The 26,022-nt window shown below is 72.0% G+C and carries 29 protein-coding genes; 10 read left to right on the top strand and 19 right to left on the bottom strand.

Translation table 11 applies throughout. The annotated features are described in order from the left end of the window. Nucleotides 1-105 precede the first annotated feature (105 nt). The 7 genes from OG928_RS42205 to OG928_RS42175 all read right to left on the bottom strand — a co-directional run bounded on the left by OG928_RS42205 (nt 106) and on the right by OG928_RS42175 (nt 5,478). Complete coding sequence (locus OG928_RS42205; protein WP_331767318.1) at nt 106-435, bottom strand: TcmI family type II polyketide cyclase; 330 nt, start codon at nt 433-435, stop codon at nt 106-108. A 103-nt stretch (nt 436-538) separates the two neighbouring features. Beyond that, on the bottom strand, nt 539-1,021 hold the full coding sequence (locus tag OG928_RS42200) for an SRPBCC family protein (RefSeq protein ID WP_331767317.1): 483 nt from the start codon (nt 1,019-1,021) through the stop codon (nt 539-541). 1 nt (nt 1,022) lies between these two features. Continuing rightward, nucleotides 1,023-1,280, bottom strand: coding sequence for an acyl carrier protein (locus tag OG928_RS42195; RefSeq protein WP_331767316.1), 258 nt, complete (start codon nt 1,278-1,280; stop codon nt 1,023-1,025). Next, nucleotides 1,277-2,563: a beta-ketoacyl synthase N-terminal-like domain-containing protein gene (locus tag OG928_RS42190; protein WP_406292119.1), complete on the bottom strand. Its 1,287-nt coding sequence runs from the start codon at nt 2,561-2,563 to the stop codon at nt 1,277-1,279. The genes OG928_RS42195 and OG928_RS42190 overlap by 4 nt, the downstream gene beginning before the upstream one ends. Nucleotides 2,564-2,565: 2 nt before the next feature. Beyond that, nucleotides 2,566-3,834 carry a beta-ketoacyl-[acyl-carrier-protein] synthase family protein gene (locus OG928_RS42185; RefSeq protein ID WP_331767314.1) on the bottom strand — a complete coding sequence of 423 codons (1,269 nt, stop codon included), beginning with the start codon at nt 3,832-3,834 and terminating at the stop codon, nt 2,566-2,568. After that, a complete protein-coding gene (locus tag OG928_RS42180; RefSeq protein WP_331767313.1) occupies nt 3,831-4,247 on the bottom strand; it encodes a cupin domain-containing protein in 417 nt (138 codons plus the stop codon). Before OG928_RS42180 ends, OG928_RS42185 begins: the two co-directional genes overlap by 4 nt. A 52-nt stretch (nt 4,248-4,299) precedes the next feature. Then, a complete protein-coding gene (locus tag OG928_RS42175; RefSeq protein ID WP_331767312.1) occupies nt 4,300-5,478 on the bottom strand; it encodes a SchA/CurD-like domain-containing protein in 1,179 nt (392 codons plus the stop codon). Between the two features lie 354 nt (nt 5,479-5,832). Between OG928_RS42175 and OG928_RS42170 the strand changes: the two genes are divergently transcribed. Further along, on the top strand, nt 5,833-7,512 hold the full coding sequence (locus OG928_RS42170; protein ID WP_331767311.1) for an FAD-dependent monooxygenase: 1,680 nt from the start codon (nt 5,833-5,835) through the stop codon (nt 7,510-7,512). A gap of 119 nt (nt 7,513-7,631) precedes the next feature. On the opposite strand, the gene OG928_RS42165 is transcribed toward OG928_RS42170, so the two are convergent. The 4 genes from OG928_RS42165 to dctA all read right to left on the bottom strand — a co-directional run bounded on the left by OG928_RS42165 (nt 7,632) and on the right by dctA (nt 11,910). After that, a complete protein-coding gene (locus OG928_RS42165) occupies nt 7,632-8,348 on the bottom strand; it encodes a class F sortase (protein ID WP_331767310.1) in 717 nt (238 codons plus the stop codon). 149 nt (nt 8,349-8,497) lie between these two features. Next, nucleotides 8,498-8,914 carry a hypothetical protein gene (locus OG928_RS42160; RefSeq protein WP_331767309.1) on the bottom strand — a complete coding sequence of 139 codons (417 nt, stop codon included), beginning with the start codon at nt 8,912-8,914 and terminating at the stop codon, nt 8,498-8,500. 237 nt (nt 8,915-9,151) lie between these two features. Continuing rightward, entirely contained in the window at nt 9,152-10,186 is a 1,035-nt protein-coding gene (locus OG928_RS42155) for a methyltransferase (RefSeq protein ID WP_331767308.1), read from the bottom strand. A gap of 278 nt (nt 10,187-10,464) precedes the next feature. Then, nucleotides 10,465-11,910: a C4-dicarboxylate transporter DctA gene (dctA, locus tag OG928_RS42150; RefSeq protein WP_331767307.1), complete on the bottom strand. Its 1,446-nt coding sequence runs from the start codon at nt 11,908-11,910 to the stop codon at nt 10,465-10,467. 317 nt (nt 11,911-12,227) lie between these two features. Here dctA and OG928_RS42145 point away from each other — a divergent pair, with 317 nt between their 5' ends. From OG928_RS42145 to OG928_RS42135, 3 genes are all read left to right on the top strand, one after another. After that, nucleotides 12,228-13,907 (top strand): sensor histidine kinase, encoded by a 1,680-nt coding sequence (locus OG928_RS42145; protein ID WP_331767306.1) that lies wholly within the window; start codon nt 12,228-12,230, stop codon nt 13,905-13,907. Beyond that, nucleotides 13,904-14,599 (top strand): response regulator, encoded by a 696-nt coding sequence (locus OG928_RS42140; RefSeq protein ID WP_331767305.1) that lies wholly within the window; start codon nt 13,904-13,906, stop codon nt 14,597-14,599. Before OG928_RS42145 ends, OG928_RS42140 begins: the two co-directional genes overlap by 4 nt. A gap of 138 nt (nt 14,600-14,737) precedes the next feature. Next, nucleotides 14,738-15,058 carry a hypothetical protein gene (locus OG928_RS42135; RefSeq protein ID WP_331767304.1) on the top strand — a complete coding sequence of 107 codons (321 nt, stop codon included), beginning with the start codon at nt 14,738-14,740 and terminating at the stop codon, nt 15,056-15,058. Nucleotides 15,059-15,130: 72 nt separating this feature from the next. On the opposite strand, the gene OG928_RS42130 is transcribed toward OG928_RS42135, so the two are convergent. Then, nucleotides 15,131-15,415, bottom strand: a complete 285-nt coding sequence (locus tag OG928_RS42130) for a hypothetical protein (RefSeq protein WP_331767303.1) — start codon at nt 15,413-15,415, stop codon at nt 15,131-15,133. 391 nt (nt 15,416-15,806) lie between these two features. Here OG928_RS42130 and OG928_RS42125 point away from each other — a divergent pair, with 391 nt between their 5' ends. Genes OG928_RS42125 through OG928_RS42115 form a run of 3 tightly spaced genes read left to right on the top strand, consistent with a single transcriptional unit; the run spans nt 15,807 to nt 18,279 of the window. Next, nucleotides 15,807-16,394 carry a M23 family metallopeptidase gene (locus tag OG928_RS42125; RefSeq protein ID WP_331767302.1) on the top strand — a complete coding sequence of 196 codons (588 nt, stop codon included), beginning with the start codon at nt 15,807-15,809 and terminating at the stop codon, nt 16,392-16,394. Continuing rightward, the gene (locus tag OG928_RS42120; protein WP_331767301.1) at nt 16,382-17,377 is read left to right on the top strand and encodes an LD-carboxypeptidase; all 996 of its coding nucleotides are present in this window, start codon (nt 16,382-16,384) and stop codon (nt 17,375-17,377) included. The genes OG928_RS42125 and OG928_RS42120 overlap by 13 nt, the downstream gene beginning before the upstream one ends. Next, entirely contained in the window at nt 17,374-18,279 is a 906-nt protein-coding gene (locus OG928_RS42115) for an aminodeoxychorismate lyase (RefSeq protein WP_331767300.1), read from the top strand. The genes OG928_RS42120 and OG928_RS42115 overlap by 4 nt, the downstream gene beginning before the upstream one ends. 152 nt (nt 18,280-18,431) lie before the next feature. Here OG928_RS42115 and OG928_RS42110 read toward each other — a convergent pair whose 3' ends face one another. The 4 genes from OG928_RS42110 to OG928_RS42095 form a co-directional block, all read right to left on the bottom strand. Beyond that, nucleotides 18,432-19,574 (bottom strand): ABC transporter substrate-binding protein, encoded by a 1,143-nt coding sequence (locus tag OG928_RS42110; protein WP_331767299.1) that lies wholly within the window; start codon nt 19,572-19,574, stop codon nt 18,432-18,434. A gap of 85 nt (nt 19,575-19,659) precedes the next feature. Then, complete coding sequence (locus tag OG928_RS42105; protein WP_331767298.1) at nt 19,660-20,532, bottom strand: ABC transporter permease; 873 nt, start codon at nt 20,530-20,532, stop codon at nt 19,660-19,662. Beyond that, entirely contained in the window at nt 20,529-21,347 is an 819-nt protein-coding gene (locus tag OG928_RS42100) for an ABC transporter ATP-binding protein (RefSeq protein ID WP_406291727.1), read from the bottom strand. The genes OG928_RS42105 and OG928_RS42100 overlap by 4 nt, the downstream gene beginning before the upstream one ends. 366 nt (nt 21,348-21,713) lie before the next feature. Then, nucleotides 21,714-22,040, bottom strand: coding sequence for a rhodanese-like domain-containing protein (locus tag OG928_RS42095; protein WP_331767296.1), 327 nt, complete (start codon nt 22,038-22,040; stop codon nt 21,714-21,716). A gap of 44 nt (nt 22,041-22,084) precedes the next feature. Between OG928_RS42095 and OG928_RS42090 the strand changes: the two genes are divergently transcribed. From OG928_RS42090 to OG928_RS42080, 3 genes are all read left to right on the top strand, one after another. Continuing rightward, nucleotides 22,085-22,717: a helix-turn-helix domain-containing protein gene (locus OG928_RS42090; protein ID WP_331767295.1), complete on the top strand. Its 633-nt coding sequence runs from the start codon at nt 22,085-22,087 to the stop codon at nt 22,715-22,717. Between the two features lie 150 nt (nt 22,718-22,867). Further along, a complete protein-coding gene (locus tag OG928_RS42085) occupies nt 22,868-23,305 on the top strand; it encodes a VOC family protein (RefSeq protein ID WP_331767294.1) in 438 nt (145 codons plus the stop codon). A gap of 365 nt (nt 23,306-23,670) precedes the next feature. After that, entirely contained in the window at nt 23,671-23,874 is a 204-nt protein-coding gene (locus OG928_RS42080; RefSeq protein ID WP_331767293.1) for a cold-shock protein, read from the top strand. A 77-nt stretch (nt 23,875-23,951) separates the two neighbouring features. Here the strand turns inward: OG928_RS42080 and OG928_RS42075 are convergent, their stop codons facing one another. The 3 genes from OG928_RS42075 to OG928_RS42065 are packed head-to-tail and all read right to left on the bottom strand — an operon-like array spanning nt 23,952 to nt 25,851. Beyond that, on the bottom strand, nt 23,952-24,656 hold the full coding sequence (locus OG928_RS42075) for an NUDIX domain-containing protein (protein WP_331767292.1): 705 nt from the start codon (nt 24,654-24,656) through the stop codon (nt 23,952-23,954). Next, on the bottom strand, nt 24,653-25,030 hold the full coding sequence (locus OG928_RS42070; RefSeq protein ID WP_331767291.1) for a DUF4406 domain-containing protein: 378 nt from the start codon (nt 25,028-25,030) through the stop codon (nt 24,653-24,655). Before OG928_RS42070 ends, OG928_RS42075 begins: the two co-directional genes overlap by 4 nt. 35 nt (nt 25,031-25,065) lie before the next feature. Then, a complete protein-coding gene (locus OG928_RS42065) occupies nt 25,066-25,851 on the bottom strand; it encodes a DeoR/GlpR family DNA-binding transcription regulator (RefSeq protein ID WP_331767290.1) in 786 nt (261 codons plus the stop codon). Between the last annotated feature and the right edge of the window lie 171 nt (nt 25,852-26,022).

The following is a 26,022-nucleotide window of genomic DNA, read 5'->3' as shown; positions in this document are numbered from 1 at the left end:
CACTACTGGTCCTTGCGCGAAGGGGCCTTTGGACGAAGGGCCTTGGACAGGACGGGTTCGCGAGGGCGGCGCAGGGAGCCAGGCCCTGTCCGGTCACGGCACCGGCTAGGCGAGGTCGCGTTCCCAGCGGTAGAACTCGCGGGCCATCGCGTCCTGGGGGGTGCGCCACGTCTGCGGGTCGTACGCGTCGACGTGGACGGCGAGCCGTTCGCTGATGTCGCGGAACTCCGGGTGCTTGGCGACCTTGGCGACCGCGGGCCCCGGTGGTCGGTCGGCCTCGATCAGGTGCAGGTACAGGTCGCCGAACTGGAACAGGCTGCGGCCGGTGACCCCCACGAGGTGCGGGAGTTCGCCGGTGTCGGAGTCGGCGAAGATGTCGGCGATCCGCGGCGCCGAATCGGGCTTCATCCGGGCGACGATCAGGGTGCGGTGCATGGGGACTCGTCCTTCTCGCTGGGTGGGACCCGGCGGAGCCGCGGGCGTGGCGGCCCCGCCGGGGAGGTGCGTCGTCGGGCACGGGAGGTCGACGACGCGGGCGTCACCAGGTGCGCACGGTGGGGGCCGACCCCAGCTCCCGGGCGCGCTGCTGGATCTTGTCCCGGATCAGCTCCATCTGGACGCGCGAGTTGCGGTTGATGTTGTCCGTCATCCACGCGTCGTCGACGGGAGCGGTGGGCTTCATCGCGAAGTCCTGCACCCAGCGCATCCGCACGCCGTCGGGGACCTCGTGGTACTCCCAGCGGATGTGCATGTGCGCGAACGGTCCGGTCTCCACGCGCTTGGCCCACACCGTGCGGGTCTCGCGGTCGGCCTCGCGTTCGGACACCCAGCTCCAGATCTTGCCGTCCTTGTCGGGGTGCATCGTGAGGCGGAAGGTGATCTTGGCGCCCTCACGAGCGAGGATCTCGACCGACGCGTACTCGCTGAACAGGTCCGTCCAGTTGTCCACGTCGTTGGTCATGTCCCAGATCAGGTCGAGCGGGGCCGAGATGACGATGTCGTTGTCGGTATGGCCGGCCATGTCACACTCCAGAGGTCAGTTGCGAGTTGGTCGTCTCGAGGAATTCGAGCGGGGTCTTGCACTGGTCCGCGTCGGCGCCGAGCGGGAACCGGTAGCGGCGCTCCAGTTCCGAGACGATGCCCAGCAGTCCGAGCGAATCGAGCCCGAACTCGGCGAACGTCGACTCGGGTCGGCGTCGCATGTCGTTCGGGTCGGCGGTGACGCCGGCGCAGGACTTCATCAGCGCGGCGAGTTCCTCGTGGGTGAGGGGTCCGTTCATCGGAGTTGTCCTTTCGTGCGGACCGCGGGTGCGGTGGGGGTGGGGACCTGGCGGGTGGGCCGGCCGTCGCCGCGGCGCAGCACCAGGGCGGCGTTGCAGCCCATCAGGCCGCGGCTGAGGACCAGTGCGGTGCGCAGTTCCGCGTTGCGGGCCCGTCCGGTCACCAGGTCCAGGTCGTGGCAGACGTCGAAGACGCCCGGGGTGGGCGGCAGTACGCCGTGTTCCATCGCGAGGATGGCGGCGGCGCAGTCCAGGGCCGGCGCACCGCAGTAGGCGCGGCCGAAGCCGGCCTTGGGCGCGGTGACGGGGACCCGGGCGGCGTGCGCGCCCAACGCGTCGGACAGGGCGAGCACTTCGGCGTGGTCGGCGGCGGGCACGCCGAGCGCGTCCGCGAAGACCACGTCGATGTCCTGCGGGGCGCATTCGGCCTCGGCCAGGGCGTCGCGGATGGCCCGCGCGAGCCCGTGTCGGGACTGTTCCCAGCCGGCGGTTCCGGTGAAGGTCGCGCCGTGCCCGGCGACGACCGCCCGGACCCGCGCGCCGCGCCGGCGGGCCGCCTCGGCCTCCTCGACGACGAACATCGCGCCGCCCTCGGCGGGCGCGAATCCGCAGGCGGCCGCCGTGAACGGGAGGTAGGCCTTGGTGGGATCGGTGGCCAGGCTGAGTTCGTCGTAGGCCAGCTGGCAGACCATCGAGTACGGGGCCAGGGGCGCCTCCGCGGCGCCCACGACCACGGCGTCCGCGCCGCGCCGGATGGTCCGGGCCGCGTGCGCGATCGCGTCGAGGCCGCCCGCCTCGTCGTTGGCCAGAACCGCGCAGGGGCCCTTGAAGCCGCCACGGATGGAGATCTGGCCGGTGGTGGCGGCGTAGAACCAGGCGATGGACTGGTACGGGCCGACGAAGCCCGGGCCCTGGCCCCACAGGTTCTGCAACTCGCGTTGACCGAACTCGCCGCCCCCGGAGCAGCTCGCGGTGGTGACCCCGACGCCGAACGTCGGCATCTCGCCGAGCGCGGCGTCGGCCAGCGCCTGGTCGGCGGCCACCAGCGCGAAGTGCGTGAACCGGTCCGTCTGGACCAGGAAGCGCTCCTCGACCGTGGCGGCCGGGTCGAAGTCGCGCACCTCCCCCGCGACGGCCAACGGGAGGTCCCCGCAGCCCTCGCGGGAGATCCGGCCCAGGGCACCGACGCCCTCCCGGGTGGCCTTCCAGAAGACGTCGGCGCCGATTCCGTTCGGCGCGACGACGCCGAGACCGGTCACCACGGTCCGCCTGGGTGCGGAAATGTTCACCGGGATCTCCTTTCCCGGCGGTCCAGGACCACCGCAGACTGGAAGCCGCCGAACCCGCTGCCGACCGACAACACCGTGTCGAGGGCCATCGGGCGCGCGGTCCCCGGCACGTAGTCGAGGTCGCACTCCGGGTCCGGGGTCTGGTAGTTCGCCGTGGGGGGCACCGCCCCGTGCTCCATGGCCAGCGCACAGGCGGCGAGTTCGATGGCACCGATCGCGCCGAGCGAGTGGCCCACCATGGACTTGATCGAGCTCATCGGGGTCGCGTACGCGTGCGCGCCCAGTGACCGCTTCACCGCGGCCGTCTCGTGCCGGTCGTTCTGCTTGGTGCCCGAACCGTGCGCGTTGACGTAGTCGATCTCGCCGGCGTCGACCCGCGCGTCGGCCAGCGCGCGGTCGATCGCCTCGGACATCTCCAGGCCCTCGCGGGTGAGCCCGGTCATGTGGTGCGCGTTGCCGAGGGTGGCGAAGCCGCCGACCTCGCAGTACACGTGCGCGCCGCGCCGCCGGGCGTGCTCCAGCTCCTCCAGGACGAGCACGGCGGCGCCCTCGCCGAGGACGAAGCCGTCCCGGTCCGCGTCGAACGGCCGGGAGGCGTGAGCCGGGTCGTCGTTGCGGGTCGAGGTGGCCTTGATGGCGTCGAAGCAGGCGACCGTGATCGGCGAGATCGGCGAATCCGAGGCGCCGGCGATGTACACGTCGGCGCGGCCTTCCTCGATGGCGTGCGCGGCGTACCCGATCGCGTCGAGGCCGGAGGTGCAGCCGGTCGAGACCGTCTGCACCGGGCCGCGGGCCTGGAATTCCTCGGCCACCTCGGACGCGAGCGTGCTCGGCGAGAACGCCCGGTGCAGGAACGGGTTCGCCTTCCGGGGGTCGACGGCCCAGGTCCCACCCGAGCCGCTGACCGCGGTGTAGTCGTGTTCGAGCCGGGTGGTGCCGCCCACGGCGGTGCCGAGGGACACCCCGACGCGCCAGGGGTCCTCCGCGTCGCGGTCGAGTCCGCAGTCGCGCATCGCCTCTCCGGCCGCCGCGAGCGCGAACTGCACGTATCGGTCGGCCCGTCGGGCCCGGTCCGGATCGACACCGCACGCGAGCGGGTCGAAGTCGCATTCGGCGGCGATCCGGGACCGGAAGCCCGCGGGGTCGAAGAACGTGATGCCGCGGGTCGCCGTGCGACCGGCCATCAGCATGTCCCAGAACGCGGCGACGCCCACGCCACCGGGTGCCACGACGCCGACGCCGGTGACCGCCACCCGGCGCTTCACGACCGCGCTCCCCCGGGCTCGGTGGGCTCGACCCCCTCCGTGTCGACATGCCCGAGTTCCGGGCGGGGTGCCAGCGGCGCGAGCTGGAAGACCATCCGTGCCTGGACCCGGCCGACGTTGCGGAACCGGTGGCGCATGTGTCGGGGGATCATCAGCCCCTGGTCGGGTCGGAGTTCGTACGCCGTGCCGTCCAGGTCGACCTCGATGGAGCCGGTGACGACGTGGATGAACTCCTCGGAGTACGGGTGGTAGTGCTCGGCGATCGAGTCGCCGGGCTCGATGATGGCCAGGCCCATGAAGCCGCTGGTGGCCCCCACGGTCGCGGGGCCGAGCATGACCCGGAGGTCACCGCCCCGGCGGCGGTTGGGCTCGATCTCGTCGAGGTTGACGATGCGTACGGTCTGCGTGGTCATGCGTGCCACCTCCAAGTGGCGGGGCGGCGCCGGGTGGCGCCGCCCCGGGGGGTCAGGCGTCGCGGTCGGCGCGACGGTCGGTGACGAGGGTGGTCTCGCAGGTGGCGAGCAGGCGCCGGATGCCCTCGTCGGTGTCCAGCTGGCCTTCCTCGATGTCCAGCAGCCGGCCCAGCCGGGCCGCGGATTCCTTGCGGTCGATACCGAGCGCGAGCGCCGGGTCGTCGTCCAGCGAGCGGCGCAGGTCGAGCACCCGGACGAGGGTGTCCCCGCGCAGGAAGACCGAGCTGCAGGCGATCGGCCCCGAGGCGGACGCGATCGCCTGCTCGTCGCGGCGCTTGAGCAGTGCCGCCGCGGATTCGCCGCTGCCGTGCCGGACCGGGTACAGGAACGCGCGGCGGGTGGTCTTCTGCTGCTTCCCGGACTTGGGCTCGGGCGCCGTCAGGTGGTAGATCTCCGCCAGCGACGACCGCATGAAGAACGCGCGGGCGGCCTCCGAGTCGTTCAGGTCGCGCGCCTCCTCCAGGTGCGGGTTCAGCGCCTCCTCGGCGGCCCGGACCTGCGGCTGCTCGGCCACGTGGCGCAGCGCGGCCCGCAGGTCGCCCTCGACCTCGATCGCGCGCACGACGCGGTTGCCGAGCATGAACACCGAGGTGTGCCGCAGCGACGTCGTGGCGTTCACGCGCGCCTTCGGCGACTTGTAGCCGGCCAGGATGCGGGCCACCTCGGCCTCGCTGCCGGGCTTGACCGTGAAGGTGAGGGCGCACCGGACCACGCTCGGTGCGTCCGCACGGGTGGTTTTGGCCGCGACCCGCGCCTTGTCGGCGGGGCCGGCCTTCGACTTGCCGGCGGCCGCCCGCTTCGGGGCCTTCGTGGTGACGCCGCCCGCCCTCACGTCGGTCTCCCGGGCCACCGCGAAGCGCAGCGACCGCGTGCCGCGCACGCAGCCGTGTAGCGGCTGCACCATCAGCTGGTGCTCCGGGCTGTCCACCCAGGCCAGGTATTCGGCGCTGCCGGTCCACTCGCTCGTGATGAGCCACTGGGTCGGGTCCTCGATCGACTGGCACAACTGGTCGCGCAGGTGGCCCGGCACGGCGGCCACCTCGTGCCTGATGTGTTCGTACGCCTCGAGGAAGCGCTGCTCCGACCCTTCGTGGATCTCCAGCATGAGCAGCACTCGGAGCTTCGCCGTGTCGACGGCGGCGGGTGCTGCGGGGTGGACCAGGGTTTCCATGTCATTCCTTTGCTCATGGGATCCGGCGTGCCTGGTGATGCCCGATGGGAGGAATCCCGGGGCCCGGGTCGCGCCGACGCCGGCCGGGGTGCGTGGACGCGAGGGAGACACGGTGCGCCGCGCATACCGCGTGGTCGCACCGAGACACCCGACCGATCCCTCCGTCGGGACCCGGCCTCGACTCCGAGCGTGGCGGCGAATCGTCACACTCTGCATCTTTTAGTAGCATATGAGTGACATTCGACCGTCTGAATCGCTCACCGTGGAACATCGGGAAAAGGAGGACACCGACGGAGCACGGCCGTCCACGAGGACGGTCGCGCGTCCGTAGTCCTCGCCTACGCAGGAGAAGTGATGAACCCCGAGATCGAACAGCGGGTACCGGTCCTGGTCGTGGGAGGCTCGCTGGTCGGGCTGTCCACTTCCGTGTTCCTGGGCCGCCTCGGCGTGCCGCACATGCTGGTGGAACGGCACGCCGACACCTCCCGGCACCCGCGCGGCCGCGGCAACAACGTCCGCACGATGGAGCTGTTCCGCACCGCGGGGGTCGAGGATCGGATCCGCGCCGCCTCCGCCGTCCTGGCCGACAACCACGGCATCCTCCAGGCCGACACCATCGCCGGGGACCGGCAGGAGTGGCTGTTCAAGGAGATCGACCCCGGCGGCGGGCTGGCGAAGTTCAGCCCGAGCTCGTGGTGCCTGTGCAGCCAGAACGACCTGGAGCCGGTGCTCGTCGACTACGCCCGAGAGCTCGGCGGCGACCTGCGCTTCGGGACCGAGCTCGTCTCGTTCGAACAGGACGAGGACGGCGTGACGGCGATCGTCCAGACCCGGCTGAACGGGCAGCGGCACACCGTGCGCGCGGACTACCTGGTCGCCGCCGACGGGCCGCGCAGTCCCGTTCGCGAGGAGCTCGGCATCGAGGTATCGGGCCCGGGCGACCTCTTCCACAACGTGAGCGTCACCTTCGCGTCCCGGCGGTTGGCCGAGTTCGTCGGCGAACGGCGGTTCATCGTCTGCTACCTGACGAACCCTCAGGGAGAGGGCGCGTTGTTGCCGGTGGACAACCGGGAGCACTGGGTCTTCCACCTGCCGTGGCACCCCGACCGGGGCGAGCCGATCGAGGCGTTCACCGACGAGCGCTGCGTCGAGCACATCCGCGCCGCCGCCGGCGTACCGGACCTGGACGTGGAGATCACCGGAAAGGCCCCGTGGCACGCCGCGGAACGCGTCGCCGAGCGTTACCGCTCCGGGCGGGTGTTCCTGGCGGGCGACTCCGCGCACGAGATGTCGCCCACCGGGGCGTTCGGCTCGAACACCGGCATCCAGGACGCGCACAACCTGGCGTGGAAGCTCGCGGCCGTCCTGAACGACCACGCGGGCGCCGAGCTGTTGGACACCTACGAGGCCGAACGCCGCCCCGTGGCGCGGGCCACCGCCGCGCGGGCGTCCACCCGGTCGGCGGAACACAGCCACCCGGGGTACGCCGCGCCGCCGGTGGGCGGCGGCAAGCAGCCGGGTGTCCTGGGCGTGGTCCTGGGCTACCGCTACGCGTCCGCCGCGGTGCTCGGGACGGACCCGGAACAGCCGCTGCTGCCCGAACGGTTCCAACCGCCGAACGGGGAGCCGGGCAGCCGGGCCCCGCACCTGTGGCTGCGCCGGGCCGGCGCCCGGGTGTCCACACTCGATCTGTACGAGACCTCGCTCGTGCTGCTGGTCGGCGCCGGCCCGGCCGGGGACGCGTGGCGCAGCGCCGCGGCCGCCACCGCCGAACGGCTCCGGGTGCCGGTGACGGTGTACCGGATCGGCACCGAGGCCGAGTCGGCGGGCGTGGACCTGGTCACCGAGCCGGACGTCGACTGGGCGATCCTGCACGGGATCACCGACGAGGGGGCGGTGCTGGTGCGTCCCGACGGCTTCGTGGCCTGGCGCGTCCCGGCCGCCGAGCCCGACCCCGAGGACGCGCTGATCGCGGTCCTGCACACGGTGGCGGCCCGCACCGAGGCCGGGGTGCGCGGCGAGGTCGACGGATAGGGCACACGCACACCGCGGCCGGCTCCGGGATTCGGAGCCGGCCGCAGTGCGTTCGGTGCGTTCGAGGTGTTCGGGGCGCTCCGGCCACGGGGGCGGCGTGGTCCGCTGGGCTGTCCGGGCTACGCGGGGGGCAGCAGGTGGGCGAACACGACCACGTTGTCCGTGTAGTCCTTGGCCTTCTTGTCGTACACGCCGCCGCACGTGATCAGCCGCAGCTGGGCGTCGGGCGTCTTTCCGTAGACCCGCGCGTCGGGGAAGTCGTCCTTCGGGAACGACTCGACCGAGTCCACGACGAATTTCGCGACGCTGCCGTCGGTGCGCGAGATCTCCACCTTGTCGCCGGCCTTGAGACTGCCGAGCCCCCAGAAGACGGCCGAGCCCAGGCTGGTGTCGACGTGGCCCAGCACGATCGCGTTGCCGAGGGCGCCGGGAGTGACGCCGTCCGCGTACCAGCCGGCCAGGTTGCGATCCGCCGCGGGCGGGACGTTGAGCACGCCGGAGGAGTTCAGGTGCAGCGGCGTGAAGGGCGCGTCCACCTTGATCTTGGGGATCTTGATGCGCACCGGCTTCGAGGACTTCATCGCGAACGGTCCGGAGGGACTCTCCACCGGTGTCGCGGGCGGGCGGCCGGCGGAGGGGGAGGCGGACGGGGACGCGGAGGCGGAAGGGGAGGCGCTGGGTTGCGCGGCGGCGGGCACCGGCTGCGGCGGCGGGCCCGAGTCGGTGGTGAGGTGGTTCCGGATGACCAGGACGCCGAGGAGGACCGCCGCCACGGCGATCAGCATCAGCCGACCGGCGCTGATACGGCGTTCGGCCGGTGGTTCGGCGTTCTCCATGGGCGGTGCCGAGTCGTGCAAGACGATGCCTCTCTGTCTGGCCGGCGCGGCCGGACGGCGTCGCGCCGACGACGACGTGACCGTGGCCACCGCCCCCGTGGAAGGGCGGTGGCCACGGCGTATGTTGCTGTGCTGCCCGACGGCGACCGTCAGGCCTGGGCCGCAACCGCGCTCGGACGACGGCGGAGCGCGTACACGCCCATGCCGACACCGCCCGCGATCAGGGCCGCACCCGTACCGAGCGCGGCACCGTCATCGAGGAACGCGCCACCGATGCCGGTGTGCACGCCACCGTGCGGGCTCTTGTGGTCCTTCCAGGACTTCTCGTGCGAGGACTTCTCGTAGGAGCCTTCCCCGCCCTTGTCCGACTCCTCGTACTTCTTCTCGGCTTCCTTCTCCGGGGTCCACTTCCCCTCGGACGAATGGGACTTCTCGCCGCTACCGTTCTCGGCGGCAGGCGCGTTGTGCGGCGCCGGCTGCCCATCGGCGTAGGCGGCCGGGACGGCCAGGGTCAGGGCGGCGAAGCCGAGGGCGGAACCGGCGACAAGAGTGCGTACACGACGCATTGTGGTAATCCTTCCGGCGCTTCGCGAGACTGCCGACGGGCATCGGCAACGGGGATCGGCGAGGCGCCTTAATCACCATCGACCGCCTTTCCCGACCCCGCGACCGACGTGACTGCATTCGAGGACCTCCAGTGGGCCTGTCGAGCGGAAATCACGGCCGTCTTCACTCGCGCGGAGCATTCGAATGTTTACCTCACCGCTACAACTCGTCACGTTCGGTAGCCATTCGGCGTGGGATCACGCGGGCACGGCGCACTCGAACATGTGCAGCGACGGGTTCACCGCGCGCACGTCCCGGCCGCACAGGCCCGCCCGCTCGATCAGGGTCAGGAGGCTGTCCTTGGTGTGCTTGCGGCCCCCGACGTTCATCAGCAGCAGCAGGTCCATGGCCGCGGTGAACTTCATCGAGGCGGTCTCGTCGACGAGATTCTCGATGATGACGACCCGGGCCCCGGGCGTCGCCGCCGAGACGATGTTGCGCAGCGTCCGGGCCGTGCTGTCGTCGTCCCATTCGAGGATGTTCTTGATGATGTACAGGTCGGCCCGGATCGGGATGTCCACCCGGCAGTCGCCACCCACCAGCCGTGCCCTGGAAGCGAGTTCGCCGCCTTCGCGCAGTCGGGGGTCGGCCGCGGCGACCACGCCGGGCAGGTCGAGCAGCGTTCCGCGCAGGGTGGGATTGCGCTCCAACAGGGTGGCCAGCACGAGCCCTTGCCCGCCGCCGATGTCGGCGACGGTGTCCACTCCGGTGAGGTCGAGAATCGCCGTGACGTCCTGGGCGGACTGCTTGCTGGACTGGGTCATCGCCCGGTCGAACGTCGCCGCCGATTCCGGCGCGTCCTCGTGCAGGTAGTCGAAGAACTGCTTGCCGTGCAGACCGGGGAAGACGCTCTTGCCGGTCCGGACCGCCTCGTCCAGGTGCGGCCACACCTCCCAGGTCCACGGCTCGGTGGACCACAGCGCGACGTCGCGCATGCTGCGCGGCGCGTCGGCGCACAGCAGCCGGGACGCCTCGGTGTGCGTGTACCGGCCGTCGGGCTCCTCCGCGAAGATGCCGTGACACGCCAACGCGCGCAACAGCCGGTGCAGCGCCTGGGGTTCGGCGCGTACCGCGCTCGCCAGCTCGTCGACGCTCGCCGGGGTGTCGCCCAGCGCGTCCGGGATGCCCAGGCGCAGCGCGGCCCGAACCGCGGCGGCGGACACGGCGCTCATCGCCAGTTCGCGCAGCTGGGTCGCCGCCTGCGGCGGATGGGTGACGTGGGTATCCGTCATGGTGATCGCCTCTCAACCGGTGGAAGTGGAACAGGGGCCGGCCGGCGAACTCGACCCGAACGGACCGCGCGTCGACCCTGTCCCGACGGTGCCCGTCGGGACAGGAACGACTGTGACCCACGCCTTCGGCTTCGCTTCATAGGCGCGGCCGGGCGAGCCGAATCGGGTCCGAGAGTCATCCTGATGGCAGACATGGGGCGGCCCATGCCCGACGGGTACCGACGAGGGAACGCACGTGGGCGCGTTCGCGGCCACGTGCGTTCCCTCGTGGACGGGCGTCAGTGCGCGGCGCCCACCGGCTCGCCGACGGGTGCCTTCCCGAGCGACACCGGAGCGCCCGTCACGGCCGACGGTCGGTCGGCCGAATCGATCGGTTCCGGCGGCTCGATCGGTTCCACCGGCTCGCCCGCGAGGACCTTGCGGGCGCGATCCCGGTCCAGGACGCCGTCCCAGGCCGCGACGACCAGGCTGGCCACGCTGTTGCCGCACACGTTCGTCAGCGCCCGGCACTCGCTCATGAACTTGTCGATGCCGAACACCAGCATGATGCCCGCGACCGGCACGTGCCCGACCGTGGACAGCGTCGCGGCCAGCACGATGAACCCCGAACCCGTCACCCCCGCCGCACCCTTGGAGGTCAGCAACAGCACCCCGATCAGGCCGAGTTGCTGCCCCATGGACAACGCCGTGTCGGTGGCCTGGGCGACGTACAGCGCGGCGAGCGTGAGGTAGATGCAGGTCCCGTCGAGGTTGAACGAGTACCCGCTCGGCACGGTGAGGCCGGCCACCTGCCGCGGCACGCCCAGGTTCTCCATCTTCGTGATCACCCGAGGCAGCACGGTCTCGCTGGAGGACGTGCCCAGCACGATCAGCAGCTCGTCCTTCATGTAGCGCAGCAGGTGGAAGATGTTCAGCCGGATGATCGCCATGACCACGCCGAGCACCACCACGACGAAGAACAGGCTCGTGCCGTAGAAGATGGCCACCAGCTTGCCGAGGCTGGTCAGCGTGTCGACCCCGTACTTGCCGACCGTGAACGCCATCGCGCCGAAGGCACCGACCGGCGCCGCGTACATCACGATGCGCAGCACCGCGAACAGCACTCGGCCGGTCTTCTCGACACCGGCCGCCACGCCCGCCGCAGGCCGCCCGACCAGCTTGATCGAGACGCCGAACAGCACCGCGAAGAACAGCACCTGGAGCACGTCGCCGTCGGCGAAGGCGCCCACGATGCTGCTGGGCACCAGATCGGTGAGGAAGTGCCACCAGGTCTGCGACTCGCCCTTGTCGATGTAGTTCTGGGCCGTCTCGGAGATCTTGATCGAGCCGACATCGGCGTGCACGCCGTCGCCGGGGCGCAGCACGTTCATGACCACGAGCCCGAGGATGAGCGCGATGGTGGTGAGCACCTCGAAGTACAGCAGCGACTTCCACCCGATGCGGCCCGCGCTGCGCAGGCTGTCGACGCCGGCGATGCCGGTCACCACGGTCACGAAGATGATCGGCGTGATGATCATCTTGATCGCGTTGACGAACGTGTCGCCCAGCGGCCGAAGCTCCTCCCCCGTGGCGGGCCAGGCGGCCCCCACGACGATGCCGGCGACGATGCCGACGAGGACCCATACGTACAAACGCGAGTACCACGCCTGGCGCGCGGGCGGCGCCCCGGCGGGCGTCGGGTCTGGTGAACCGGCGACGCTGTCGGTCGCGGTGGCCTGGGACATGACGGGCCTCCCTGAGAGCGGTGGTGAGCGGAGCGATGGAATGAGCGGGGCGGGGCGGTGCCGTGAGTGCGACGGTGCCGACCGGCGGACGGGAACACTGCCGGGACGACGAGTCCGGCCGCCCGGTCGGACGGGCGTGGCGGAAACGTCGGGGAAACATCGCGTTACGCGTCGTAGATTGGCGCGCCCCGGCGGTCGCTTCGCGGTTACGCGCATTACGTGCATGGCGACAATCGGCGAGAATCGTCGGTAATCAGGTGAAAACCGGGCAGTGGGTGCCTTGCGAGATGGCCCCGACGTCCGTTGATAATTCGGGCATGCCCCACCAGAGCATCGCCCGGCAGGTACTGCTGTGGCAGCTCGCCCTCGTACTGCTGCTCGTCGCGGCCGGCTCGGGCGTCGCCGTCCACAGCGTGCGCCGTGCCGGCGAGCAGACCGCCCGCGAACGCGCGCTCGACGTCGCGCGCACGCTCGCCCGCGCCCCCGGCATCGCCGAGGCCGTGGCCTCCGCCGACCCCACCGCCCGCCTGCAGCCGATGGCCGAGGCCGTGCGCAAGGAGAACGGTGTCGACTTCGTCGTGGTGATGACCGTCGACGGCGTTCGGTTCACCCACCCCGACCCGACGCTGATCGGGCAGACCTTCCGCGGCCACATCGCCTCCGCCGCCCGCGGCGAGACCTCGACCGAGAGGTACGCCGGATCGCTGGGGCCGTCCGTCCGCGCCGTCGTCCCGGTCCCCGGCGGTCCCGGCGGCCGCCCGGCGGCCCTGGTCTCCGTCGGCGTCACCGATCAGCGCGTCGACGCCCTGGTCGGCGAGGACATCCCGCTGGTCCTGGCCGTCGCCGGCGCCGCCCTCGCGCTGGCCTGCGCGGCGAGCATGGCGGTCCACCTGCGACTGCGCCGGCAGACGCTGGGCCTGGGTCCGGTGGAACTGCGGCGCGTGTACGAGCACCACGACGCCGTCCTGCACGCCGTCCGGGAGGGCCTGGTCGTCGTCGACGCCGACGGCCGTCTCGTGCTGGCCAACGACGAGGCCGTGCGGCTGCTCGACCTGCCGCCGTCCTCGGAGGGGCGCCACGTGAGCGCGCTGGGCCTGGACGAGACCCTGGCCCGGACGCTCGCCGCGGGCCGGACCGTCACCGACGAGATCCACCTCGGCGGCGTGCACGCGCTCGCGGTCAACATCAGCCCGACCGGGCGCGACGGCCGGATCGTCGCCACCCTGCGCGACCACACCGAGCTGCGGGCCCTGGTCGGCGAACTCGACCAGGTCCGCGGGTTCGCCGAGGCACTGCGCGCGTCCGCCCACGAGGCGGGCAACCGACTGCACACCATCGTCGCGCTGGTCGAACTGGGCCGCGGCGAGGAGGCGATCCGATTCGCCACCGGCGAGCTGGCCGCCTCCCAGGACCTCGCGGACGAACTCACCGCCGCCGTCCACGAACCCGCGCTCGCCGCGTTGCTGTTCGGCAAGCACGCGCATGCCGCCGAACGCGGCGTACAGCTGACGGTGACGGGAGAGCCCTCACCCGACGTCGGCGCCGCCGACCCGCTGGACGCACTCGCCGCCAGGTTCGAGCCGCGTGACCTGGTCACCGTGCTCGGCAACCTGGTCGACAACGCCATCGACGCCGCGGTCTCGGCGCCGCCGCCGCGGACCGTGCACGTCGCCGTCGAGACGATCCCGACCCCGGCGGGCGGGTTGCTGCTGCGGGTGGCCGACAGCGGTCCCGGCATCGACGAGCCACTCGCCACCCGCGTCTTCGAACGCGGCTGGAGCACCAAGGAGGCGTACGGATCCCAGGGCCGCGGCCTCGGCCTCGCCCTCGTGCGCGCGATCGTCGCGCGCCACCAGGGCAGCGTGGAGGTCACCCGGGGGGACGGCGGCGGCGCGGTGTTCACCGTACGACTGCCCGCCCAACCCGCCCTGCCCGCCCAACCCGCCCTGCTCGCCCGGCCCACTCCGACCACCGAATCCGAACGGGAGGACACGTGATCCGCACCCTCGTCGTCGAGGACGATCCCGTACTCGCCGAGGCACACGTCGTCTTCACCGGGCGGGTGCCGGGATTCGAGGTGGTCGGCGTCGCCGGCCGGGGCGCCGAGGCGCTGCGACTGCTGTCCACCCGCGGGGTGGACCTCGTCCTCCTCGATCTCTACCTCCCGGACCTGCACGGCCTCGACCTGTGCCGGACCATGCGCGCCCAGGGCCACGAGGCCGACGTCATCGCGGTGACCTCGGCACGGGATCTGCGGCTGGTGCGGTCGGCGGTGTCGCTCGGCGTCGTGCAGTACCTGCTCAAGCCGTTCTCGTTCGCCGCGTTCCGTGAGCGCCTCGACGGCTACGCCGAGTACCGCCGCCGGATCGGCGACGCCGCCGACGCGCCCACCGCCACCGGACAGGAGGAGGTCGACCAGGCCTTCGCCGCGTTGCGGCACACCTCCGACGCGTCACCGCTGCCCAAGGGCCTGGCGCCGGCCACGTTCGAGGCGATCGTCGCCCGGCTGAGCACCGGCGTCGAGACCTCCTCCGCGGACATCGCCGACGCGGTGGGCATCTCCCGGCCGACCGCCCGCCGCTACCTGGACCACCTGTCCTCGCGCCGGCTGGTCTCGCGCGAGCCGCGCTACGGCGGCACGGGCCGGCCGGAGTACGTCTACGTGTGGCTGACCCCGCAGACGGGTTGACCCTCGCACCTCAGCGATGCGACCGAATGTGGTCGTACGATCGCTTCAGGTTGTCCATTTTCGGACAATGGCATCCCGGCGTCGGATCAAAGCCGTGTCGGCGTGCCGAAGGGACCCCGGCGGACGACACTGGCAACCATGAAGGACCACGAGGGATCGGCGACCGTCGTCCTGCCCGACGGGAAGCGCATCCGGGTGCACGCGGTCGTGGACGCGGACGAGGAGCGCCTCTACGACCCCGGGCCGGACGCGGCTCCGATGGGGTGGACGGCGACGTTGAGTCCCAGGAGCCCCGCGGCCCGCACCGATCTGCACGAGGTCTACCGGGCGGGCCGCGGCAGGTTGTGCCTGCCGTGCGGGACGCGCGGCGAGTTCCTGGTGGTCAACATCAGGATCGGGGCGGCACACGGCGACAAGGTGGACATCCAGGGAACGAGCGCTTCGCCGAGGGCGAGCTGAGCCGGCCGGAGCCGCCGTGGGCGGGGTGTGGCCTGCCCGACCCGGTTCGCGCGGCGGCGTTCGCGCGGCGCTCTACGCGCCCGGGATCCAATAGTTGTGCACCTCGCTGACCTGCGGCGCGGTCGAGCCCTCCGGGAAGCCCAGTTCCTGGGCCGCCGGCATCATCTTGGCGGTGAAGGTGTCCATCGCCGCCTGCGACTCCCACAGGTCGACGACCCGCACCCCGTCGCCCGTCACGATCGCCGCGTGCGCCAGACAGCCGTCCGCCGGTATCTCGCCCGACTCGACCCGGGCGGACAGTGCGTCGTACTGCTCCTTCTTGACGCCCACGAGGTCGATCTGCATGAGAATGGCCATGACGATCCTCCAACCGTGCGGATGCCCCCGTTTCGGCGACACCACCTCCAATCTCTGCCTGCCCCATGGGTCACGCAACCGCAGTTCCGTGCGATACGGGCGGGCCGGCGGCGCGTGGGACGGCATGTGGCCGGCGCGGCCGACGGCCGATCCGCCGAGGACGCGAAGCCGCGTGCCGCCGGTGTGTGGGGCGCACGCACCGGCCGGCCGGTGCGACCGGAGCATCCGGGGGATCACCCGAAGGGGCGAGTCCCGACGGTGCGTACGGGCCGTCGCGGGCAGGATGCACAGCATGGAGAGCGCACGCACGCCCGGTGGCCGGACCCCGTCGCGCGGCCGGCGGCCGCGGACGCGGCCCCGCGGGACCACATCCGGCAGGCTCTGTTTCCCGTTGCACGACCTGGATTGGCCCGCGTTCGCGGACGATCCGGATCTGGTGGGCGCGGACGACGGCGAGGCCGGGAGCGGGGGTTGGCGGTACGCGCGCGGCAACGGCCATGTCCATCGGGGGATCGATCTGCGGGCCGCCGTGGGCCATCCCGTGATCGCCGTCGAGGACGGCGTCGCCGAGTACCGCTCGGCCTCGGTGGACGCCGGGCGCCGGGGCTGGAGCACGGCGGGGAACCGGGTCCTGCTGAGCGGTCGCGGCGGGGCCGACTACCGGTACTTCCATCTGGGCACCTCGTTGCGGTCCACCGGCGACGCCTTTCCGGCCGACGTGGCCTGCGGTGACCGGCTGGTCGTGCGCGCGGGCGACGTGCTCGGCTTCGTGGGCTGTACCGGCGGGTCCGTGGCGACGGGGCTGCCCGTCCCGCGCGAATGCGCCCACCTGCATTTCGAGTTCCATCCGGACGGGTTCCATCCGGACGGGGCGGATCGGAACCCGGTGCGGTTCTTCGAGGCGGTCGAGGCGGTCGCGGCGGCGATGGGGCCGGGTGCCGAGGCCGGTCCGGAGGGTGGCGGGCCGTGGACTCGGTGAGCCCCGTCGCCGCGCCGGTCGCGCCCGAGCCGGCGCCGGGTGCGGGACCCGGCCTGCGCCGGCCTCGGCGGCTACGGCGCGGCGATCGCGTCGCCGTGGTGTCCCCCTGTAGCCCGGCCGATCCCGAGCGGCTGCGCGCCGGGTGCGCGGTGCTGGGCGGCCTCGGCCTGGACGTGGTGGTCGGCGAGCACGCGCTCGACGAGATCGCGCCGGGGCATCTCGCCGGCACCGATCGGGATCGGGCCCGCGATCTGGAGCGCGCCTGGCGGGACCCGGACATCGCCGCCGTCGTGTGCGCCCGCGGCGGCTACGGCGCGACTCGCCTGCTCGACCACCTACGGTGGGACCTGATGGCCGAGGCGGAGCCGAAAATCCTCCTGGGGTCCAGCGACGTCACCGCGCTGCATCAGGCGTTCGCCACCCGGCTGGGGGTGGCCACCCTGTTCGGGCCGATGCCCGCCACCGCCGGCTTCGTGACGGCCGCCGGCGTCCCCGACGACGGCACGCTCGCCCACCTGCGGACGGCCCTGTTCGCCCCGGAGGACGCCCTGGTCTTCGCCTCCCCCCGGGCCCACTGCCTCGTCGCCGGCCGCGCCCGCGGGGTCACCACCGGCGGCACCCTCACCCTGCTCGCCGCCGCCGTCGGCTGCCCCGAGTCGGCGCCCACCGCCACCGGCGCGATCGTGCTCCTCGAGGACACCGGGGAGCAGCCGTACCGGATCGACCGCATGCTCACCCAGCTGCTGCGGGCGGGCCGGTTCGCGGGGGCGGCCGGCGTCGTGGCCGGCACCTGGACGGACTGCGGGCCGGCCGACAGGGTCGCCGCCGTGCTGCGCGAGCGGCTCGCGCACCTGGGTGTGCCGGTGCTCGCCGGGCTCGACTTCGGCCACGGCCGCCCCCAGCTCACCGTCCCGCTCGGCGTCGAGGCCGAACTGGACGCGGGCGCGGGCACCTTGACGCTCACCTCGGCGGCGCTGCGATGACCGCGGACCGGGGCCGGGAGCCCGCGGCCGACGGGACCCTCGTGCGCCTCGACGGTACCGTCGCCGACCGCGCCGAGCCGCTGTTGCGCGCCGACGATCTGGGCGCCCTGCGCGGCGACGGCGTGTTCGAGGCGCTGCTCGTCGTCGAGGGCCGGCCGTGGCACCTCGACGAACACCTCGCGCGCCTGGCCCGATCCGCGGCCACGCTCGGGCTGCGCGCGCCCGACGCCGACGCCTGGCGACGCTGCCTCGCCGTCGCGATCGACCGGCACGGCACCGCCGGGGAGAGCTACGCCCGGCTCATTCTGACCCGCGGCCCCGAGGGCGGCGGCCCCGAAACCGGGTACGTGTTGGTCGATCCCGTCCCGGCCGGTACGCGGCGCGCCCGCGCGCGGGGCGTGCGGGTGGTGACCCTGACGCGGGGGACGGTGGTCGCCGCCCCCGATCGGGCGCCCTGGCTGCTGACCGGCGCCAAGTCCCTGTCGTACGCGATCAACATGGCCGCGCAGCGCTGGGCACGGAGTCACGACGCGGACGACGCGATCTTCCTGGCCGAGGACGGCACGGTGCTGGAGGCGCCGACGGCCGCCGTGGTGGTGGCCCAGGGGCGTACCTTGCGCTCACCCTCCCCCGACCTGGGCATCCTGGCGAGCATCGCGCTCAGGGGTCTGTTCACGGCGGCGCGGCAGGCCGGGTGGGAGTGCGAGTTCGGGCGGCTTTCGGTCGACGACCTGCGTGCGGGTGACGGGTTGTGGCTGATCTCCAGCATTCGGCTCGCGACGTGGGTGCGTGCCATCGATGGCGTGCCGTGTGCGGCGAGTCCGTACGACGGCGAGGTCGCGGCGCTCGTGCGGGAACATCCGGCCGCGACGGGGACGCCCGGTGCGACGGGGGCCGGGTAGGTCCTGTCGTGCGGCGAGGGTCGGAACGGGGCGAGGGCCCGTTCCCGTCCCCGTGTGTCGGGGACGGGACGGGCCCTCGGCTCGGGCGTCCCTGGGTGGTGCACTGGCGTGGTGCGGGTGGGGGCGCTTTTGCCGTCCTGTCGTCTCGGCGTCTACGAGGTGTGGCCGACGGCTTCCGCGTAGAAGGAGCGGTCGACGAGCTTGTCCTCGGGCAGCGCGGGGTCCTTGACCACCTGGCCCTCGATGTACATCTTCTGGACGCGGTCGGTGGTGCCGGCGCGGATCTCCCAGTCGACCACCTGGGCGGGGACGGACTTGAGGAGTTCGGGCTTGCTGCCGAGTGTCGTGGCGAGTTGCTGGACGAAGGCCGGGTCCTGCTTGTAGTCGCCCGCGAAGTCCGTGTTGACCGTGCGGATCAGGGCGCGCAGGAAGGCGACGCCGGCGTCGCGGTTCTTCTCCAGCAGGTTCTGGCCGTACAACATTCCGCCGAGGGGTTCGCCGACCGGCTGGCCGCCGAGGAAGGTGTACTCGGGCTTGCCCTCGAAGTCCTTCCAGATCGGGTCGAGCAGCCAGGCCGCGTCGATGCCGCCGTTCTTGAGCGCCTCGGGGGCGCCCACGCCGTCGAGTTGCTGGAAGGAGACGTCGGTGACCTTGGTCTTGTGCTGGGCGAGCACGCTCTCGATCGGGTACATGATCACGGACGTCTTGCCCACCAGGGTGCCGAAGCGGGCGTTCTTCAGGTCGACCGCGGCGCCGGTCTTGCCGTCCTTGACCCGGGCCCAGACCCCGGTCTTGGATTCGGGTGCCACGGAGTAGTTGCCCGCGACCCACTTGATGTCGAAGCCCTGCTTGACGGCGTTGACCATGCCCGCCTCGGGCGCGGAGTAGAGCACGTCGACCTGGCCCTTGGCGAGCAGTGTGATCGCGTCGGTGGCCGGCATCTGCTTCAGCTCGACGTCCAGACCCTCCTTCGCGAACTCGCCCTTGGCGATCGCGGTGCGCAGCGGGCCGAGGTATTCGGCGGACAGCGAGCCGGCGGTCACGGTGATCTTCGTCTTCTGCGCGAGCGGCTTCGCGGCGGGGGCGCCGGGCGCGCAGCGCGCGGGCTTGCGGGTCGGGGACAGGTCGGTCGGATCGGTCCACGCGTGCTCGCAGCCGGCGACCGCCTGGATCGGCCGTTTGGGCTGCTCGGACTTCGCCTTGTCCGAGTCGGAGTCGGAGGACCCGCCGCACGCGGCGAGCAACGTGGTGCAGGCCAACAGGACGGTTGCCGTCAGGAGTCCGCGTCTCGCCATGATGTGCCTTTCGGAAGTGGTTTCGCTGAGCGGGTCGGGCGGGTCGAGGGGAACTGCGGTGCGTGCAGGGGGTGGTGACGGGGTCTCAGGACTGGCCGGGGCCGCGGTCGCGCGGAGCCCACGGGGTGCAGAGTCGGCCGATGTACCGGATCAGCTCGGAGAACAGCACGCCGACGATCGCCACCACGATGATTCCGACGAACATCGCCCGGTTGTCGAAGAGTTGGCGCGAGTTGAAGATCACGTAGCCCAGGCCCTTGTTGTCGGGCGAAGCGATCCCCTCGGAGGCGATGATGACCAGCACCGCGACGCCGGCCGAGATCCGCAGTCCCACCATGACCTGCGGCAGCGACGCGGGCAGCAGTACGTGTCGGAACATCTGCCAGGGCCCGGCGCCGAAGACCGCGCCGGCCTCGCGGTAGCCGTCCGGAACCGCGATGACCGCGGCCATGGTGGCGATCCAGACGAAGAAGAACACGGTCACCGCGACGAGCGCGATGTGCGGAGCCTCGCCCAGCCCGAACATGGTCATGAAGATCGGCAGCAGCGCGAGCTTGGGGACCACGTACAGGGCGTCCAGCGCCGGTTCGAGCGCGGCGCGGATCAGCGCGTTGGTGCCCATCAGCAGGCCGACCACGAAGCCGCCGAGGGCGCCGATCGCATAGCCGGGCAGGACCCGGGCGAGGGTGGCCCACACGTCCGGCCACAGTTTGCCGTCGGCGGCGTCGTTCCAGCCGTCCTGGACGATGGTCGACGGAGCGGGGTAGAGGCGGTCGTCGATCCACCCCTGGCTCGCGGCGAGTTGCCACCACAGCAGCAGTACGACGGGGACCGCGATGGCCAACCCGATCTCCAACAGGCGGCGACGCAGCCGGGCCTTGCCGGGGTCGCGTTCGGCGGCTCCGGGCTCGCGGACCAGGACGCGGGTCGGCGCGCTCTCCTTGACGGTGACGGTCACGGCGCGACCTCCTCCTTCTTCTGTGCGGACGCCTGCTCGACCTCGCCGCGCAGCAGCTCCCACAGTTCGGCCTGCATCGCGGCGAACTCCGGTGACCTGCGCACCTCCCCGGTGCGCGGGCGGGCGAACGGGGGGACCCGCTCGGCGATCAGTCGGCCCGGGCGCGCGGACATCACCAGGACGCGGTCGCCGAGGACCAGCGCCTCCTCCAGGCTGTGCGTGACGAACAGGACGGTCCGCTTGTCCGCCTGGCAGATCTCCAGGAGTTCGTCCTGGAGGATCGTGCGCAACTGCGCGTCCAACGCCGCGAACGGCTCGTCCATGAGCAGGATTTCCGGTTCCACGGCGAGGGCGCGGGCGATCGACACGCGCTGCTGCATGCCGCCGGAGAGGGCGGCGGGATAGCGGTCGGCGAACTCCGCGAGGCCGAGTCGGCGCAGCCAGTCGCGGGCCCGCGCGTCGGCTTCGCGGCGCGGCACGCGGCGCAGGTCGAGGCCGAACCTGACGTTGGCGAGCACCGTCTTCCACGGGCTGATGCCGTAGTTCTGGAACACCATCGCGGCGGGGTTGGCGGTCGCCGCGGTCACCTCGACGCGGCCCGCGGTCGGCTTCACGAGGCCGGCCACGATGCGCAGGAAGGTGGATTTGCCGCAGCCGGACGGGCCGACGATGCAGCAGAACTCCCCTGCCTCGATGTCGAGATCGAGCGGACCGAGGGCGTGTACCTCCGACGCGCCGCGGCCGAACCGGCGCTCGACTCCCGCTGCTCGGATTCTGCCGGCCTGCCCGGCCGATTCGGGTGGCTCCTGGCCCACGTGTCTCACCCCTGGTGTCCGTGCGTCCATGCGTCCGCGTCCCTGCGTGCGCGCTTCGCGCCTGTGTCGGTGGCGGAGGAGATCATTCCGCTCGACCGGCGTGACGATATGACGATGCGTCAGATTTGACAATCGACTTAATCGACAAGACGACGTTGATCATGATGCGCGCGCACAGCGGGAATTGACGCAGCGTCAGATGTGCGTCACGGCCGATCACGACGCCCGGACGAACGGGCCGATCCCGGCGAAGCCATGGCGCCGATGGCCCCCATGGCACCGATCGAGGCCGGGATCACGAGCAGGCCCGCCCGCACCGGTGGGAACGCCGGTGCGGGCGGGCCGAAGTGCCGCGTGCGTGTCGCGTCAGGACGATTCGGTGGGCAGACCCGCGCCCACCCAGTCCTCGATCCCGTCGCGGTACTTGCGTACGTCGGTGTAGCCCAGCGCGGTGAGGCGGTCCGCGACCTGGCCGCTGTTCGGGCAGGCCGGGTTGGAGCAGTACGTGACGATCGCGGCGGCCCGGTCCGGCAGCAGGGTCGGCGCGAGGGTGTCGACCTCGTCCCGGACGAGCGCGACGGCGCCGGGCAGGTGCTGCTTCGCGTAGTACTCGCCACCCAGGGCGTCGACCACGGTCACGGCGCCGGCCTCGATCGCCGTCTTCAGTTCGTCGCGGGATATCAGTGCGGTCATGGTGGGGCACAACCTTTCCGAGAGAATCGGACTAGAGTCCGCTTGTGCCTCCAAAGATTAACGGACCGCAGTCCGCTTCTGCTACCCCCGTCCCGCTCGAACTGCTGCGCACGCCGCCGCCCAGGGAGCGCGCCGACGCGGCACGCAATCGCGCGGCCGTGCTGGACGCCGCGGCTCGGCTGTTCGCCGAGCGCGGCGTGGCGGATGTGTCGATGGACCAGATCGCCTCGGCGGCCGGCGTGGGCAAGGGCACGCTGTTTCGCCGGTTCGGCGACAAGTCGGGCCTGGCCGTGGCGCTGCTCGACGCGCGCGAACGCCGGTTGCAGGAGGCCGTGCTGTCGGGGCCGCCGCCACTGGGGCCCGGCGCCCCGGCCGACGCCCGCCTCGCCGCGTTCGTCACGGCCTACCTCGACTACCTGATCGAACACCTGGACCTGGTCCGGATGTCCGAGACGGCCGCGCCGGGCGCGCGCTACCGGATCGGCGCGTACCGGTTCTGGCAGCGCCACGTGTCGATCCTGCTCGCGGACACGCCGGACCCGGCGACGGCGGCCCACTGCCTGCTGGCTCCGCTCGCCGCCGAACACGTCGCGGCGATCCTGCCGGAGGTGGGCGAGGAGCGCCTGCGCGCAGGCGTCCTGCGTCTAGGGCACGCCCTGGCGCGATCCGTGGGGTGACACGGGCCCACCCCGGCCGGGACGGGGGAGGGGCGTGGGCGCGCCTCGACCCGCCGGTCGGTCGAGCCTAGGCTGATCACAGGAGTCACCGCCCGAGCCGCCGGGGCGCGGCCGCGGCGCGACCCGCTTGCCCCGACTCGAGGAGGTCCCGTGGCGACCAAGTGGAGCCTGACGATCGATTGCGCGCGCCCGACGGAGTTGGCCAGGTTCTGGGCACTGGCTCTGGGATACGTCGAGAAGCCCCCGCCCGCGGGGTTCGCGAGCTGGGAGGCGTGGTTCGCGAGCCACGACATCCCGCCGGACGAATGGGACCAGGGCGCCTACCTGGCCGACCCGGACGGCATCGGTCCCAGCCTGTCCTTCATGCAGGTGCCGGAGGCAAAGGTGGTGAAGAATCGCCTGCACCTGGACATACAGGTCGGCGGCGGCCGCGATACGCCCTGGGCCACCCGATGGCCCCGCGTGATCGCGGCGGTCGAACAACTGACCGCCGCCGGCGCGACCGTGGTCCGCGAGGACGAAGTGCAGGGCAGGCCCGACCACATGGTGATGGCCGACCCGGAAGGCAACGAGTTCTGCCTGGTCTGACGCCCGACCGCGCGGCGCGGCGATCTCCGCCGACGTCCTCACGAACGGGCCGGGTCGCCCGTCGGACGGGTCGGTGATCCGGTTCACCCAGATAAGAGCCGGATTACGCCATTACCCGCCCCCGTCCCGCCCCCTGTCCCACCGGGTGGCGTGGGCAACAGCCCCCTACATATGCGCGATCCGTGGCGCGACGAACACGCGTCCGGTACGGTCGGAGACACAGCAGTCGTGGTTCGAAGTCGTTCGCCCGTGATCGCGATCACGGGCGTTTTCGCTGTCCAAAGCCCTCTCACGAACCAGGGCGATCACCTCCGGGCCCGCGAACGCGAAGCCCGATTCAATATCCCTGATCGAGGAGTTCAGCCATGGCCAGTGGCACCGTCAAGTGGTTCAACAGTGAAAAGGGCTTCGGCTTCATCGAGCAGGACGGCGGCGGCCCCGATGTCTTCGCCCACTACTCGAACATCGCCGGCAACGGCTACCGCGAGCTCCAGGAAGGTCAGAAGGTGACCTTCGACATCACGCAGGGCCAGAAGGGTCCGCAGGCGGAGAACATCGTCGCCTCCTGACGCTCGGTCGAGGCCCCCGTTCCGGTATGGAAGACATACCGGAACGGGGGCGTCGTCATGCGGCTCCGCCACGGGGATCAGCTCGGCTCGACGGCGTTCGCGCCCTGGTGTCGGGAAACGTGTGCGGTATCCCGGAACGGGCCGCTCAGGGCCGCCCATTGGAGCAGCATGATGGTCTTCGCGTCGGCGATCGCCCCGTCGTGGATCATCGCGAGCGCCTCGGTGAAGGGCAGCTCCACGGTGGTGATGTCCTCGCCCTCGGCGGCGATCCCGCCACCGTCGGCGGTGGCGGTGGCCGGGCCGTAGGGGGCGGCGAAGAAGTGCAGGCGCTCGGTGACCGAGCCGGGGCTCATGTAGACGGCGAAGACGTGCTCGGCCGCGCCTACGGTGTGGCCGGTCTCCTCGGCCGCCTCCCTGCGGATGGCGTCCTCGGGGGCGTCGCCGTCCAGCAGTCCGGCGGCCGCCTCGATGAGCAGGCCGTCGGGGTGCCCGTTGACGTAGGCGGGGAGCCGGAACTGGCGCGTCAGCAGCACCGTCCGGCGGCCGAGGTCGTAGAGCAGGATCGCGGCCCCGTCCCCCCGGTCGTAGTTCTCCCGCTGCTCGCGGCTCCAATGTCCGTCGCCGTGCTGGTAGTCGAAGGTCGTCTTGCGCAGCACGTACCAGTCGCAGGAGAGCACCTCCACGTCGCGGATCCGCACCCGCGGGTTGCCGGTCAGGTCGCGGCCGTACCGATCCAGGCCGGTGCGGCCCCGACGGTCGGGTGTGTCGATGCCCGCGGTCATCGGCCGGCCGGGACTTCGTCGAGACCGGTGTAGACGTGCTTGTTCTCCGCCCGGGCCCGCACAACCATGCGATCCGCCCCCTCGGAGGGGCCGCCGATGCGCAGTACCGCGTCGCAACGCGACAGCAGCTGCTCGGCGACGGGGTGGAAGATCTCCTCGAAGAGGGCGTCGCCCGGACCGGTGCATCCGGCGGTCTCCAGAAGCGGCAGGGCCAGGGCCTCGCCGGTGACCGGGAGGTGTCCGGCGCGAAACAGCGCCAGGGCGGCCTGGTTCATCGCCCGCACGTTCGCTTCGAGTTTGACGGGGTCGTCACCGGTTCCGGACCGGTAGGGGCCGGCGACGAGAATCATCTGCGAGCGTCGGACGGCGTTCATGGCATCGCTCCTCGAGCCGGCGCGGTGGCCGGGAATCAGGTCAGGACGGTGTGGACGCCCGCTTCCCGCAGGGCCTCCAGGGTGGCGGGGCCGCCGGGGTGGGTTCGGGGGTCGGTGGCGGCGGTGTCGGTGACGAAGGTGTCCACCGCGTCGAGTACGGCGACCCGGCTGAACGCGCGCACGCCGAGCTTGGTGGCGTCCGCCACCGCGATCGTGCGCGCGGCCCGGGCGAGGCCGACCTGCTTGACGGCCGCGTCGTCCAGCGAGAACTCCGACCAGCCGTGCTCGGCGTGCACGCCTCCGATGGACATCACGAAGCAGTCGAAGACCAGGAACTCCAGCGTGCGCACGGCCAGTGGGCCGACCAGGGAGCGCTCCCCGGGACGCGAGCGGCCGCCGACCACCAGGAGTTCGATCCCGGGGCGGTCCGCGAGACGGATCGCGGCCTGCAGGCTGAGCACCGCGACGGTCAGCGGCGCCCGCGCGGCCAGATGCTCCGCGACGTGCACGGTGGTGGTCCCGGCGTCCAGCAGCACCCGCGATCCCGGTTCCACCATGCCCGCCACGGACGCGCCCAGGCGGTCCTTCGTCGCGGCCTGCCACGGCTCCCGCGCGAGGAAACCCGCCCCCTCCTCGCGCGCACGGGTGGCCACCGCACCACCGTGCACCCTGCGGACCAGGCCCTGGCGCTCCAGCGCGTCCAGGTCCCGGCGCACGGTCATCTCGGAAACCCCCAGGCGCCGGGCGAGTTCCGACACGGAGATCCGATCGGAGCCCTGCACCAGGCGCAACGTCAGGTCCAGGCGGTCGGCGACATCCATGACCTATTTCTAACACAGCGATGTTCGATTGAACATTCATCTGTGAGCTTTGACGCGGCCGGATCGGTTGGGGACGCCGAAGACTCCCCCGGGCACGGCGGGACTGCCCGGGGGAGATCGGCGTGCGGGCGGTGTCGGGTCAGCCCAGGTGTTGGGCGTTCAGGCCGGCGA

The organism is Embleya sp. NBC_00896, assembly GCF_045207785.1.
Classification (GTDB): domain Bacteria; phylum Actinomycetota; class Actinomycetes; order Streptomycetales; family Streptomycetaceae; genus Embleya.
Note: the sequence above shows the minus strand (reverse complement) of the source record. Positions and strands in the feature narration are given on the sequence as shown.